The 13921-nt window shown below is 74.3% G+C and carries 9 protein-coding genes and 1 pseudogene; 5 read left to right on the top strand and 5 right to left on the bottom strand.

Annotated elements, in window-relative coordinates:
- Positions 1 to 17: 17 nt before the first annotated feature.
- Both IE200_RS15115 and IE200_RS15110 read left to right on the top strand, forming a co-directional pair.
- On the top strand, positions 18 to 770 hold the full coding sequence (locus IE200_RS15115) for a class I SAM-dependent methyltransferase (RefSeq protein WP_191280317.1): 753 nt from the start codon (positions 18 to 20) through the stop codon (positions 768 to 770).
- Positions 767 to 4930 carry an alpha-(1->3)-arabinofuranosyltransferase domain-containing protein gene (locus IE200_RS15110; RefSeq protein ID WP_191280316.1) on the top strand — a complete coding sequence of 1388 codons (4164 nt, stop codon included), beginning with the start codon at positions 767 to 769 and terminating at the stop codon, positions 4928 to 4930. Before IE200_RS15115 ends, IE200_RS15110 begins: the two co-directional genes overlap by 4 nt.
- On the opposite strand, the gene IE200_RS15105 is transcribed toward IE200_RS15110, so the two are convergent.
- Positions 4825 to 6057 carry an acyltransferase family protein gene (locus tag IE200_RS15105; protein WP_191280315.1) on the bottom strand — a complete coding sequence of 411 codons (1233 nt, stop codon included), beginning with the start codon at positions 6055 to 6057 and terminating at the stop codon, positions 4825 to 4827. The two genes, IE200_RS15110 and IE200_RS15105, sit on opposite strands and share 106 nt — an antisense overlap.
- 35 nt (positions 6058 to 6092) lie before the next feature.
- On the opposite strand from IE200_RS15105, the gene IE200_RS15100 reads away from it, so the two are divergent.
- Positions 6093 to 6824, top strand: coding sequence for a class I SAM-dependent methyltransferase (locus IE200_RS15100; protein ID WP_191280314.1), 732 nt, complete (start codon positions 6093 to 6095; stop codon positions 6822 to 6824).
- A 107-nt stretch (positions 6825 to 6931) separates the two neighbouring features.
- Complete coding sequence (locus IE200_RS15095) at positions 6932 to 7921, top strand: DUF3068 domain-containing protein (protein ID WP_191280313.1); 990 nt, start codon at positions 6932 to 6934, stop codon at positions 7919 to 7921.
- A 29-nt stretch (positions 7922 to 7950) separates the two neighbouring features.
- Here IE200_RS15095 and IE200_RS15090 read toward each other — a convergent pair whose 3' ends face one another.
- The 4 genes and pseudogenes from IE200_RS15090 to IE200_RS21225 all read right to left on the bottom strand — a co-directional run.
- The gene (locus tag IE200_RS15090) at positions 7951 to 9198 is read right to left on the bottom strand and encodes an SGNH/GDSL hydrolase family protein (RefSeq protein WP_191280312.1); all 1248 of its coding nucleotides are present in this window, start codon (positions 9196 to 9198) and stop codon (positions 7951 to 7953) included.
- Positions 9199 to 9224: 26 nt separating this feature from the next.
- A complete protein-coding gene (locus tag IE200_RS15085) occupies positions 9225 to 10043 on the bottom strand; it encodes a class I SAM-dependent methyltransferase (protein WP_191280311.1) in 819 nt (272 codons plus the stop codon).
- A 99-nt stretch (positions 10044 to 10142) separates the two neighbouring features.
- Positions 10143 to 11162, bottom strand: coding sequence for an Ig-like domain-containing protein (locus IE200_RS15080; protein WP_407941013.1), 1020 nt, complete (start codon positions 11160 to 11162; stop codon positions 10143 to 10145).
- A 194-nt stretch (positions 11163 to 11356) separates the two neighbouring features.
- Positions 11357 to 11683: pseudogene (locus tag IE200_RS21225) on the bottom strand (Ig-like domain-containing protein); the annotation flags it as partial.
- 1184 nt (positions 11684 to 12867) lie between these two features.
- Here IE200_RS21225 and IE200_RS15070 point away from each other — a divergent pair.
- The gene (locus tag IE200_RS15070) at positions 12868 to 13770 is read left to right on the top strand and encodes a phosphotransferase family protein (protein ID WP_191280309.1); all 903 of its coding nucleotides are present in this window, start codon (positions 12868 to 12870) and stop codon (positions 13768 to 13770) included.
- Positions 13771 to 13921 lie beyond the last annotated feature (151 nt).

Raw genomic sequence — 13921 nt, 5'->3', positions numbered from 1 at the left:
TCGACTACAGTCGCCGCGTGCCGCAGCCGTCCGCCCCCGACCCGTCGGCCTGGGCACCCACGCTGCGCCGCTCGGTCCGGCTCTTCCGTGCGTTCCGCGTCGAGCAGACGCAGCCCGACGTCTTCTACGGCGAGCTCGCCGACGACGCGGTCGGCCACGTGTCGCAGTACGCCGACCTCGCCGGCGCCCGCATGCTCGACGTCGGCGGGGGACCGGGCTACTTCCGCACCGCCTTCGAGACGGCCGGAGCGACCTACTTCGCCCTCGACGCCGACGTCGGGGAGCTCTCCGGGCTCGGCGGCATCGCGCCACGCACGGTGCTGGGCAGCGGGATGGAGCTGCCCTTCGCCGACGGCACCTTCGACCTCTGCTACTCCTCCAACGTGCTCGAGCACGTCAGCGACCCGTGGCGGATGGCCGACGAGATGGTGCGCGTGACCAGGCCCGGAGGCCTTACGTTCATCTCGTACACCGTGTGGTTCGGGCCGTGGGGCGGGCACGAGACGTCCCCGTGGCACTACCTCGGCGGCCGCCGCGCGCGGCGGCGCTACCAGCGCCGGCACGGCCACGAGCCGAAGAACAAGTTCGGCGAGTCGCTCTACGCCGTGACCGTGCGCGCGGGCCGCGAATGGGCGCGGAGGCAGACCGGCGCCGAGGTCCTGGACGTGATCCCGCGCTACAACCCCGCCGCGACGCGCTGGCTGTCCTCCCTGCCGGTGCTGCGCGAGGTCGTCACCTGGAACCTGGTCATCGTCCTGCGCCGACGATGACGCCCACGCCCGCTCAGGAGCAGCCGTCGCCGGTCACCTGGCGCTTCCGGCTGTCGGTGTGCTGCCTGCTGCTGGTGGCGCTGGCCTTCGCCCAGCGACCGGGACGCCTGGTCAGCGACACCAAGTTCGACCTCGTCGCGGACCCCGCGGCGATGCTCGCCCGGTCGCTGCACATGTGGGACCCGACCGGCGGGTTCGGGCAGGTGCAGAACCAGGCGTACGGCTACCTGTTCCCGATGGGACCGTTCTTCTGGCTGGGCGACCTCGCCTCGGTCCCGGCCTGGGCAGTGCAGCGGGGGTGGTGGTCGCTGCTGCTGGTGGTCGCCTTCCTCGGCGTGGTCAAGCTGTGCGCCGTCCTCGGCCTCGGTACACCGACCACCCGGCTGGTGGCGGGATTCGCGTACGCCCTGTCGCCGCGCATCCTCACCACGCTCGGCCCGATCTCCATCGAGGCCTGGCCGATGGCCCTGGCGCCGTGGGTGCTGGTCCCGCTCGTGGTGGGGTGTCGCCGGGGCTCCCCGCGGCGCGCGGCCGCCCTGTCGGCGCTCGCCGTCGCGGCCGTGGGCGGAGTCAACGCCGCCGCCACCGCAGCCGTCCTCCCGCTCGGTGTCGTCTGGCTGCTCACCCGCGCCCCCGGCCCGCGGCGGCGGACGCTGCTGGTCTGGTGGCCGAGCCTGGTGGTGGTCGGCACCCTGTGGTGGCTGGTCCCGCTCCTGCTGCTGGGCAGCTACAGCCCGCCGTTCCTCGACTTCATCGAGACGGCGGCGGTCACGACCTTTCCCACGACGCCGTTCGACGTGCTGCGCGGCACCTCGCACTGGGTGCCGTACGTCGACCCGATCTGGCAGGCGGGCAACGACCTGCTCACGACCGGCTACGTCGCGGTCAACGGTGCGGTGCTGCTCGTCCTCGGATTCGTCGGCCTCTCGCTGCGCAGCAACCCGCATCGCCGCTTCCTCGTGCTCGGGCTGCTCGGCGGCCTCGTCCTGGTGTCCCTCGGCCACTCCGGCTCGGTCCAGGGTTGGCTCGCCACCACCGAGCGCTCGTGGCTCGACGGTGCCCTCGCGCCGCTGCGCAACGTGCACAAGTTCGAGCCGGTCGTGCGGCTGCCGCTGGTCCTCGGCCTGGCGCACGTGCTCGGGGCTGCCGCGGCGGCGCTGACGCGACCCGCTCCGGGCCGCACCGCGTGGCGCGAGCGGCTCGAGGACGGCCAGCGGGTCGCGTACGCCGGCCTGCTCGTCCTGGCCACCGTCGCGGTGGCCGGGGTGGCGACCCCAGCCCTCGCGGGCCGGCTCGCGCCGTCCCAGGACTTCGACTCGGTCCCCGGCTACTGGGAGCGCACGGTGGCGTGGCTCGAGCGCGAGGGCGCGGAGGACCCCGACCGCGGGACCGCTCTGCTCGTCCCGGGCTCCAGCTTCGCCACCTATCTCTGGGGCACCACGGAGGACGAGCCCGTCCAGGCGTACGGCGTGTCGGGCTGGGCGGTGCGCAACGCCGTGCCGCTCGCGCCCCCCGGCAACATCAGGATGCTGGACGCGGTGGAGTCGCGGCTCGCCACCGGCCGGCCGTCGGCCGGGCTGGCGCCGTTCCTGGCGCGCGCCGGGGTGGGCCTGCTGGTCGTGCGCAACGACCTGCGCCCCGCCGACGACGTCCCGCTCCCGGTGCTCGTCCACCAGGCGCTGGACGGGTCGCCCGGCATCACCAAGGTCGCCGAGTTCGGCCCCGAGCTCGGCGGCCGGGTCCGGGTGGAGGCCGACGACGGTTCGACCGTGGTCGTCGAGGACGGCTGGCGCACGGCCTACCCGGCGGTGGAGGTCTACGAGGTCGCGGGCGCGCGGAGCGCGGTGGTCGCCTCGGACCCCCCGGTCGTGGTCGGCGGCCCGGAGAGCCTGCTGGACCTCCTCGACGCCGGCCTGCTCGGGGACGAGCCCGCGGTGCTGGCCGCCGACGCCGCCGACCTCACGGACGGCGCGCCGGGCCGGCTCCTGCTCACCGACGGCCTGCGCCGCCGCGAGGCGACCTTCGCCCGCGTGCACGACGGGCGCTCCGCGACGCTGGAGTCCTCCGACGACGGCCGACGCGGCGCACCGGCGCGCGACTACGTCCGTGACGACGACGCCCGGTGGGAGACCACGGCCCGCATCCTGGGCGCCCGATCCGTCGACGCGTCCGGCTCCCGTGCCTTCGCCGACACGCCCGGAGCGGTGCTGCCGGAGACCCTGCCGTACGCCGCGTTCGACGGCCGGCCCGGGACGCAGTGGGAGTCCGGTCGCTCCCGCACCGGCGACGCCCCCTGGCTGGAGGTGGTGCTGGAGGAGCCGCTCGACCTCGCCGCGCTGACCGTCGTCACGGGGGAGACCGGCGCGGACCGCGCGCCCACCATCGTCGTGGAGACCGACGCCGGCACGTCGCCCGAGGTGCGCGCGCCGGCCGGCGAGGCCGTGACCGTGCCGCTGCCGGAGGGTGCGACGACGCGGCTGCGGATCACCGGCGCCGACGTCGCCGGGTCGGCGGGGGAGCTCGCGATCGCCGAGGTGCGCGCCGACGGGCTCGACGTCGACCGGACGCTGGTGCTCCCGGAGGTCCCCGCGGAGTGGGGCGCACCCGAGCACGTCCTCCTCGCGGCGGGTGCCTCGCGCGACGCCTGCGTGCGCGTGGACGACGACGTGCGCTGCGCGGACGGGCGCGGTCGCGGCGACGAGGACGGCGGGGTGATCGACCGGACCGTACGGCTCGGGACCGCCGCCGACTACGGCGTGGCGCTCGAGGTGCGACCCGTCGCGGGCGATGCCCTGACGGGGCTGGTGACGAGGAACCAGCTGGTCAACGTGGCGGCGTCCTCGACGGCCGTCGACGACGCCCGCGCGTCCGCGGTGGCCGCGATCGACGGCTCGACCGGGACGACCTGGGTGGCCGAGGCCGAGGACCCCGCCCCGACCCTGGGCGTCAACTGGATCGGCGAGCGGGCAGTCCGGGGCATCCGGGTGGCCCTCGACCGGCAGGCGCCGGCAGCGCGCGCGACGCGGGTCGAGGTCGTCCATCCCGGCGGCCGCCAGCTCGTCCGGCTCGACGCGGACGGCTACGCCCCGCTCACGCCCTTCCGCGCCAGCCGCGTCCAGGTCCGCGTGGTCGGGGTGGACGAGACGGACACCCGCTCGGCAGGTGGCTCGGTGACGCCGCTCGGTGTGGGGGTGAGCGAGCTGCGCCTCCAGGGCGTCGGCCTGCTCCCGCTCGAGCTCTCCGAGGTGCCGGTCGACATCGGCTGCGGGTTCGGCCCGACGCTCAGGGTGGGCGAGGAGCTCCTCGCGAGCAGCGTGACCGCATCCCCGCGCCAGCTCTTCGACGGCGACCAGGTCCCCGCGCGGGCCTGCGGGCCGGCGATCGTGCCGCTGGCCGAGGGCGAGACCCGCGTGGTCGCCACCCCCGCGCCCGCCTTCCGGCCGACGACGATGACGCTGTCCCTGCCTGGCGCGGCGGCCGCGGGCAGCGGGGCGGCGGCCTCGTTGCGCTCGGGCGGCCCGGTCGCCGCGACCGTCGACCTCGAGACCCCCGGCGGCGTGGTCGCCCTGCGGCAGAACGTGAACCCCGGGTGGGAGGCACGGCTGCCCGACGGCTCGACGGCCGACCCGCTGGTCGTCGACGGCTGGCAGCAGGCGTGGCAGGTGCCCGAGGGGGTCACCTCGCTCGACCTGCGCTACGCCCCGGACCGCACGTACCGCCTCGCGCTGGCAGCGGGCGCGGTGCTGCTGGTGCTGCTCGCGCTCGGTGCGGCGCTCGTGCGCCGCCGCGTCCCGCACCCGGCGCCGCCCGCCGGCACCCGGGTCGCGGTCTGGGTGGTGCCCGCCGCGGGCGTCCTCGCGCTCGGGCTGGTGGGCGGCTGGTGGGGACTGGCCTGCGGGGTGCTCGGGGCCGCCGCCACGACGGCCGCCCGTACCCGTGTCGCCGCCCCCACGGTCGCGTGGGTGGCGACCGCGCCGCTCGTCGCGGCCGGCGTCGTCTACTGGTGGCGTCCGCTCGGCTCGGCCGACGGCTGGGCCGGGGCGCTGACCGCGCCTCAGCTGCTGGTGGCGCTGGCCCTCGGTGCGCTCGTGGTCGCCGACGCGGACCCCCTGGTCCAGGCGTTGCGCAGCCGGAGGGCGGGCCGCTCCACCAGTCGGTGAAGGACCTCCGACACCACCAGCGACGCGGCGAGGGTCAGCGCGAAGAGCTCGAGCCCGCGTCCCTCGAAGAGCGGCATCCCACGCCAGTCGGCGATGAGCTCCAGCAGGATGAGGTGGACGCAGAAGATGCCGTACGACAGGTGGCCGACGTGCCGCAGGACGGGCAGCGACAGCACCTGCACGAAGCGGCTCCCAGGCGGCGCGAAGACGCCGGGCAGGATGACCAGGCCCGCGATCGCGGCGTAGAGCAGGTTCTTGGTCAGCGCCGCACCGAGCGTGGTCGGGGTGAGGTCGGCGGGGCCTGCCAGCGGCGTGGAGGCGATGACGAACAGCGCGCCGGCCGCCAGCCAGCACAGACCGGGGGAGCGACCCATCTCGACCAGCACCGCCGTGAACCGGTCGGTGAGCCGGTCCGTGAGCCGGTCGGCGCCGGTGGCGTCGTCGCGGGAGCGGACGTCGCACCAGGCCAGGACGATGCCCACCGCGAACCAGACGAGGTAGGACGGCAGCCAGAGCCGGATCATCGTCGCGCCGCCGTCCCACCGCACGGACAGGTCCATCAGCCAGACCACGCTCACCAGGGTCATGCCGGCGGCGACGAGCCCGACGCGGTCGCGGGGGTAGGACCGGCCACGGGAGAGCGCGAGCCACATCAGCGCGGGCAGCACGACGTAGAACGCCACCTCCGTGGCCAGGCTCCACATCTGCGTCAGCCCGTCGGGCAGCTCGTCGTCGAGGTAGATGTCGCCGAGCAGCAGCGTGGTCACCCACTGCCGGACCCCGGCGTCCCGGTTGCCCGGCAGCAGCGTGAGCGCGGCGACAACCGTCACGACGTACACCGGCACCAGGCGCAGGGCCCGCTTCCACAGGTAGTGCAGCGTCGACGGCGGCGGAAGGCCCGCTCGATGACGGGCGATCCACGGCCGCGAGAGCAGGAAGCCGGACAGCACGAAGAACACCGCGACGCCCACGTCGAGGCGTGACAGGGGAGTGCCCCACACCGGTCGCGCGTAGGCGCCCGCCCAGAAGGCGGCGTGCGTGGCGAGGACGGCGATCGCCGCCACCGCTCGAAGGGAGTCGAGTGCGGGGAAGGCGACCGCGGCTGCTCTCCGGTCCGGGCCCACCATGGGGGGAGTCTCGCACGCGCCACTACTGTTCGCGCATGTTGCTGCTGAGGCGAGCCGGCTCCGTGCTGTCCCGGGTGGCGTCCTTCGCCCGCGAGCGAGGGCTCCTCGACGTCGTCGCGTCGTGCGCCCGGTGGGCCCGCGACTGGCTCCGGGGGCGCCCCGGCCGGGGGCGGGACCACGGGTCGTTCGAGTGGGAGGGTCGCGACGTCCCCTACTTCGTCCACGACTACCACTACACGTGGCTCAACGAGCGTGCCGTCGAGGTGCCGCTCGCCCTCGAGGTGCTCGAGCGCCGACCGAGCGCCTCGGTGCTGGAGATCGGCAACGTGCTTGGCCACTACGTGCCGGTCGACCACACGGTCGTCGACAAGTACGAGACGGCACCCGGCGTGCTCAACCAGGACGTCGCCGACCTCGACCTCGGGCGCCGCTTCGACCTCGTGCTGGCGATCTCCACGCTGGAGCACGTCGGCCTCGACGAGGACGTGCTCGACGAGGACAAGCCGGTGCGGGCCGTGGAGCGCCTGCGCGCGCACGTGGCCCCCGGTGGCCTGCTGTGGGTGACCCACCCGGTCGGCTACAACCCGGCGCTCGACGCCCGGTTCCGCGACGGCACGCTCGGCACCACCCGCATGCGCGCCCTGCTGCGCGAACCCACCCGCAACGTGTGGCGCGAGGTGCCGCCGGACGACGTCTGGAGCACCCCGTACGACCGCCTGCTCTACACCGCGCACGCCGTCCTCGTCGCCGAGTTCGACGCGCCGTGATCCTGTCGTTCCCAAGACTGGTGCCGACGAGGTGACTGACTGGTAACGTTCGCGCGTCGCGTGACCCCCAACACAGTCGCGCGTCCACTAACACAGAGGAGCGCAGGGTGGGAAAGAAGCTGGGCGTCATCTTGGCGGGGCTGGGCGTGTTCGTCCTGGGAGTCGCACTCCTGGCCCGGTTCTACGCCTACGACCAGTTGGCCGTCGTGCCGCTGGACCAGAACACGGTGTCGGTCTCCGAGGGGCCGGGGGCGACGATCTTCGACATCGCCACCCAGCAGGAGATCACCGTCGACCTCGTGTCCACGCGCAACGTGGTGGGTGACGTGGAGGCCTCCGAGGAGGCCAGCGACGAGCTCGGCCGCGACATCGCCGTGTGGGAGACCCTCGTCTACACCGACGAGCCGGGCGCCGAGATCGACGCCGACAACCCGCCGCGGTCCGGCACGCACGACCGCGTCGCGTTCGACCGCCACACCGGCGAGGCCGTCGTGTGCTGCGAGACCTTCACCAGCACCACCGCCGACGACCGCGGGGTCGAGCAGCCCGAGGCGACCGCCTTCGAGGGCCTCTACTTCAAGTTCCCGTTCCAGACCGAGCAGAAGACCTACCAGTTCTGGGACGGGTCGCTCGGCGAGGCGCCGGACATCGAGTTCAAGGAGGTCGAGACCATCGAGGGCCTCGAGGTCTACCGCTTCGAGCAGGTCATCCCCGCGACCACCGTCGCGACGATCAACGCGCCCGCGTCCATCTTCGGCATCGACGAGGAGGGTGACGTCACCCTCGACCGCGTCTACTCCAACACCCGCACGCTGTGGATCGAGCCCGAGACCGGCGTGATCATCCGCGGCCAGGAGGACCAGCTGACCGTCGCCGAGTACGAGGGCGAGCAGGTCGCCACCCTCACCGACGTGGTCATAGGCTACAACCCCGACACCATCTCCGAGAACGTCGACACCTACTCGGCGCTGTCGACCCAGCTCAAGGCGATCCGCATCTGGGTTCCGATCGTCGGCGGTGTGCTCGGGCTCCTGCTGCTCGTGGCCGGCCTGCTGCTCATGCGCCGCAAGAACGACGGGTCCGCACGCGCGGCCTGACGACTTTCATCACCACGACGGCCGGCGGGTCATCCCGCCGGCCGTCGGCATGTGGTGGGGTCCCCGCCCGGCGTCCTCGCCTCCCGGCCGTCCGTGCGGCCGTCGCGGTCGGTGTCGGCCTCCGAGGGGTCGGTGCGGACCGTGCGTCCGTCGAGGAGGCGGTAGCCCGCGGCCTCGCGCTGGTCGCCGATCCCGTCACCGTCGGTGTCGCGGACGTACGGCAGGCTCCGCGCGCGCTGCCGCACCACGACCCGGCCCGCGCACCGCTCCACCCGCTGGCGCACGACGTAGCCACGGACCTCGCTGCCGTCCGTGAGCCCGTCGCCGTCGCTGTCGGCGTCACGGGGGTCGGTGCCGGTGCTGAGGCCGTCGCGGCTGAGCGCCAGCGCGTCGAGCACCGTGGTCGCGAGCAGCGCGTGCCCGGCGTCGGTGAGGTGCACGGCGTCGGTGCCGATCAGGTTCGCAGGGTCGGCCCCGAGGGCGTCGTAGGCCTCGAACGCGGCGCCGGCGTCGACGTACGTCACGCGAAGGTCGGCATCGGCGACCTGCCGCAGGGCCTCGCCGTAGGCCGCCCACGCCTCCACCCCGACCTGGTAGCGACGCACGGGCTGCACCAGGATGTGGCACGGCGGGCGGCGGGTCAGCGAGTCGATGCGGCGGACCACGGCGGCGACGCGCGCCCGGAAGGTCGCCACGGGGACCTGCTCGACGGTGTCGTTGGAGCCGATGAGGTGCACGACGCACGCCGGCTGGAGGAGGCGTACGGCGTAGGCGTGCGCGTCGGTGAAGTAGGTCTCGGCCGTCGTGCCGCCCACGCCGCCGTTGACGCCCTGCACCCCCGGGGACCGGTCCGGCCGGAGCGTGCTGCGGCGGAGGTCGCGCACCGGCGCGTCCGCGGTGCGCGAGGGGAAGGACGCCTGCAGGCCGGCGACGACCCGGTCGACGTAGCGGGTCGCCGGGGCGCTGGCACCGACCCCGTAGGTGGTGGACGACCCCAGGAACAGCAGGCGGACGCTCCGCTCGCGGCGCTGGGCCAGGGCCGTGGTGAGGGGGCCCAGGTCGGGGTGCCGGAGCGCGGTCGCCCCGAGCTCGCGGCGGTCGGACAACCCGTCGTCGTCACGGTCGACCGCGCTGGACCGCTCCGCTGACGCGGACGCGACGGCGGGCGTCGGCGTGGTCGCCAGCTGGGCGCCCGCCCCGCACACCACGACCAGCGCTCCGGCAGGAGCGAGGCGCCACCAGGCGGAGGCGCGGGTCGGCGGTCGTACGGCAGGCACCCGCGCAAGGTACCTCCCCGTTCCCGTCAGCGGGCGAGCTCCGCCACGAAGATCGCGGTGCCCGGCGTCAACATCCCGCGGGTGCGTGACCACCCGCCCCACACCCGGTCGTGGTGCTCGGGCCATTGCGGCTCGAGGAGGTCGACCAGCCTGAACTCGCGGTCCGCGAGCAGCCGGACCCAGTCGCCGAGGGTGCGGTGGTGCTCGACGTACGACACCACCCCGGTGGCGTCGTCGATCTCGACGTACGGCGTGCGGTCCCAGTAGGACTGGGTCGCGGTCAGCCCGGGCTCGCCCGGGTCGTCGGGGAACATCCACCTGGTCGGGTGGGTGATGGAGAAGGCGAACCGGCCACCTGGACGCAGCACCCGTGCCACCTCGGCGACGGCGACATCGATGTCGCTGATGAACTGCAGCGCACCGAAGGAGCAGAAGACGATGTCGAACCTCGCAGCGGCGAAGGGGAGCGCAGTCGCCGTGCCCCGTACGGACGGCACCGCGACTCCGGTCTCGGCGTCCAGCCGCAGCGAGTGCTGGAGCTGGCGGTGCGAGAGGTCGAGCCCGATGCCGCGACCGCCGTGGAGGCGCACCCACCGCGAGCACTGGCCGGCGCCGCTGCCGACCTCGAGGACGTCGCGCCCGTCCACGTCGCCGAGGACCCGCAGCTCGTCCTCGGTGTGACCCTCTGGGCCCCACACGAACCCGGCATCGCCGAGGAACTCGCCGTGGGTGGCCTGGTACTCGTCGGCGTAGCGGTCCCAGTCGGGTCCGTTGGCCCGGCGCGACTCCTGCTCGGAGACCGGGCGGCGCTCCACCCGGACCGACTGCGGCTGGTGATCCTCCACCGTACGAAGGGTAGTCCGCCCACGCGCGACGACCGGGTCCCCGGGGCAGTCGCCTGCCCCGGGGACCCGGTCGCCGCTTCAGAGCCGCGGCTGGTGGGGTCAGCCGATCCCGAAGGACTCGTAGCGGCTCACGATGCGACCGTCGCGGATCCGCGGGTCGCGCGGACCGGAGCGCCAGTCGGCGGGGTTGGCCTTCGCCCTGATCTCCGCGCCGTCGCGTACGCCACCCTTGTCGGTGTCGCACTTCGTCGGGTCGGACCTGTCCTTGCCGAAGCGCTTGTTGGCCTTGCCGGTCATCTCGACCTTGTCCTTGAGGCCGTCGCGATCGGTGTCCTTCTTGCGCGGGTTGGAGCGGGTCCTGCCGATGACGAACGACTTCTTCTTGGTCCGCACCTTCTGCTTGATCGTGTAGCCGCGGACCTCCCGCCCGTCGTGGAGCCCGTCCTTGTCCGTGTCCTTGGCCAGGGGATCGGTGCGGACGAGGATCGCCGTGCGCGCCTTCCTGCCGCAGACCTCGAAGCGCTCCTTGATCCGCACGCCGCTGACCTCGCGACCGTCGGTGATGCGGTCGCCGTCGGTGTCGCGGTCCAGCGGGTCGGTGCCGTGGGTGTTGACCTCGGCTCCGTCGGTCAGCCCGTCGCCGTCCGTGTCGGGGTCGGCCGGGTCGGTCCCGAGGGCGCCCTCCTGGCCGTCGGGCAGTCCGTCACCGTCGGTGTCGCCCGGGCCCGTGGGCGGCGTCGCACCCGCGATGGTGAAGCTCACGCTGTCGGCGGGGCTGACGTTGCCGTCGGCGTCGGCCTGGGTCGCGCTGACGGTGTGCGGACCGGTCGGCAGGGCGACGGTGGGGGAGCAGGACCACGTGCCGTCGCCCCCGACGTCCGCGGTGCACAGCACGGTCGAGCCTTCGGTGACGGTGACGGTCGCCCCGGACTCCCCGGTCCCGGAGATCAGGGGCGTGGTGTCCTGGACGGTCGCGCCCGGTGCCGGGGAGGTGATGACCGGCGCGGCGGGCGGGGTCGTGTCGCCACTGCCGAGGACGACGGTGAAGGTGGTCGTCGCGGTCGCGGTGTTGCCCGCCTCGTCCGTCGCGGTGGCGGTGAACGTGTGCTCGCCGAGCAGCAGCGGCAGGGTCGGCGTGCAGGACCAGGTGCCGCCGGGGGGACGGTCGTCGTGCAGACCGGCAGCCCGTCCTCGGTCACCGCGATGGAGGTGCCGGGCTCGCCGCTGCCCGTGACCTCGGGGGTCGGGTCGGCCGTCGTCGAGCCGTCCGCCGGCGTCAGCACCGCGACGGCGGGCGCCGTGGTGTCGACGGTGAAGGTGACCGTGTCCGGCGCCGAGGTGTTGCCGGCCTCGTCGGTCGCGTCGGCGGTGTAGGGGTTCGTCCCGTCGGGCAGGGGAGTGGTCGGGGTGCAGCTCCAGGCACCCGTGCCGGCGTCGGCGACGTCCGTGCACACCTCGTCGCCGACGGTGTCCCTCACCACGACCGTGGAGCCGGGCTCGGCCGTGCCGGAGAACCCGGGCGTCGGGTCGTCGGTGACGGCGCCCTCCGCGGGCTGCTCGATGACCGGTGCACCGGGCGCGGTGGCGTCGACCGCGCCGCACTCGACGCCGCCGCTGGGCGCGGTGGCCTGCACGGCCATCGGCGCGACCGCGAGCGAGACATCGGCGACCGGGGGTGCCAGCGGGACGCCACTGAGGACCTCCAGGTCGATGCGCAGCAACGCGTCCAGCGTGCCCTCGCCGGTGGCCCCCGAGGACTGGTCGGTGGCGTCGAAGGCCGTGATGGTGAGGTCCGCCAGTGGCTCGAGGAGGGCAGGCAGCTCGATCTGCTGCGGTGTGGCGTTGAGCGGGATGTCGACCGGGTTGTCGCCGACGGTGGCGGTGATGGTGGGCGGACTCACGAAGCCGGCCGAGCCGGTGGTGCCGTCGGAGCTCGCCTGCAGGACGACGGGGTTCGTGACGTCGACCGTGACCGCGCCGCCCAGCAGGTCGATGTCGCCGACGGTCGTCGTGGCGGTGGCGACGACGTCCGAGCCGTCGCCGTCGTCGACGAGCGCCGTGCGCGTCCGGGTCTCCGACGCGGTGACCGCGGCGAGGGTGCCCACCGGGGCGGGGGCGTCCACCAGCGTGACGCCGGCCAGGGTCGTACGCGAGTCCGACAGCACGCGCTCGCCGTCGCTCGCCGGCACGCAGGCGTTGCTGCCGGCCCAGGCGGCCTGGACGTCACCCGTCACGAGCCCGACGTCTGCGACGAGGTCGACCGGGATGTCCGCCAGGTCCTCGGCGGGCGGGTCGGCGCTCGGCGGTGCGGTGACCAAGGTGCCGTCCGGCGAGATGGGCACGCCCCCGAAGACGAGGTCCGCGTCGAGGTTCGCCGATGACGCCGTGGAGCTGCCGTCGGCGGTCGTGCTGGCCACGGTGCTGCGGCTGTGCCCGACGACGAGCCCGGCGAGGTCGCCCGCGTCGAGGACCTGTGCGGACAGGTCGACGATGTCGGAGTGCGCGTCAGCCGCGTACGCCGCTGGCAGCGGTGCAGCCGCGGCGGGCGCCTGCGTCAGCACCAGCAGTGACGCTGGCAACGCGACGGCCATCGCCACCGCCGCTGCTCCGGACAACCGGCCCCGTGACCGGTGCTGTCGTGCATGCATCTGTCGTACCCCCCATGTGTGCGGTGCCCGTCGACCCTCGGAAGATCCACGGTGCGTCAAGCCGTTCCTGACAAGTGGCAACGAGCGTCCCACGGGAAGGTGACACAAACATTGCCCCAAAGGGTGAGGCCGACCTTCCGTGCCAGGTCTCGCCGGTCGTTTGCCACGATGGGGCGATGAGCGGAGCGACGCCGTCACTGACGCCCCTGGACGGCGGGCACTCGGGGCGGACCTTCCTCGGTGAGGCGGGCGGGGAGCGGGTCGTCGTACGGCTCTACCCTCCCGGCGACGTGCGGGGGGACGCGGCCCCCGAGGTCGACCGGTCCGTCCTGCACCTGGTGCGCGGGCTGGTGCCGGTCCCGGACGTGCTCGAGGCGCGCCGAGCCGTCGCCGCGGACGACGCTCCCGGGCTGCTGGTGACGTCCCTCCTGCCGGGCGATCGGGGGGACCTCGTCCTCGCGTGCCTGCTCGATGCCGGTGACGCGGTCGGGCTGGAGCGGCTCGGGTCGGGGCTCGGCGCGGTCGCCGCCACGCTGGCGGGGATGCCGATGCTGCGTCCCGGGCCCTTCGTCGACGGCGCGCTGGGCGTGGGCAGGTTCCCCGACGACGACCTGACCTCGTGGGTCGCCACCCGCCTGCGGGCGTGGCCGGACTCCCTCCGCGAGGCGCTGTCGCAGGTGTGCCGCTCCGCGCAGGACCTGCTGGACACCGTGGGACGCGCAAGCCTGGCCCACGGCGACCTCAACCCCAAGAACGTCCTCGTCGACCCCCGTACGCTCGAGGTGACCGCGGTCCTCGACTGGGAGTACGCCCACGCCGGCCACCCGTGGACCGACCTGGGCAACCTGCTGCGGTTCGACCGCCACCCCGCGTACGCCTCCGCGGTCCTCGACGCCTGGCGGTCGGGGCGCGGGGGAGACGCCGGCACCCTCCTCGACGGCGCCCGCGCGGCCGACCTGTGGGCGCTGGTCGACCTCGCCGCCCGTGCGGGGGAGAACCCCGTCGCGGACCGCGCCGACGACCTGCTCCGGGCCGTTGCGGAGTCCGGCGACCTGCATGTCCGGCCGCCTGCCCGGTGAGCGTGGCCTGAGCGTGGGACGGGCGTCCCGCGCTGGTTGGACGTGCGCCCGCGCGGGCGCGTACTCTTGGGAGTTGCGCCAGTCGTCTGCCCGGCTTCCATACCGAGCGAACCCGTGCTCGCCGAGCTCGCGTCAGTGACCCGTCACCGAC

Source organism: Nocardioides flavus (ex Wang et al. 2016) (assembly GCF_014653115.1).
Classification (GTDB): Bacteria; Actinomycetota; Actinomycetes; order Propionibacteriales; family Nocardioidaceae; genus Nocardioides; species Nocardioides flavus.
The sequence above is the reverse complement of the archived record's forward strand: the minus strand, read 5'-3'. Positions and strand labels throughout refer to the sequence as shown.

What these genes read in the sequence shown, in the direction of transcription:
- IE200_RS15110 (WP_191280316.1), top strand. Translation starts at nt 767, where the DNA reads ATGACGCCCACGCCCGCTCAGGAGCAGCCGTCGCCGGTCACCTGGCGC.
- IE200_RS15105 (WP_191280315.1), bottom strand. Translation starts at nt 6,057, where the DNA reads ATGGTGGGCCCGGACCGGAGAGCAGCCGCGGTCGCCTTCCCCGCACTC.
- IE200_RS15100 (WP_191280314.1), top strand. Translation starts at nt 6,093, where the DNA reads ATGTTGCTGCTGAGGCGAGCCGGCTCCGTGCTGTCCCGGGTGGCGTCC.
- IE200_RS15070 (WP_191280309.1), top strand. Translation starts at nt 12,868, where the DNA reads ATGAGCGGAGCGACGCCGTCACTGACGCCCCTGGACGGCGGGCACTCG.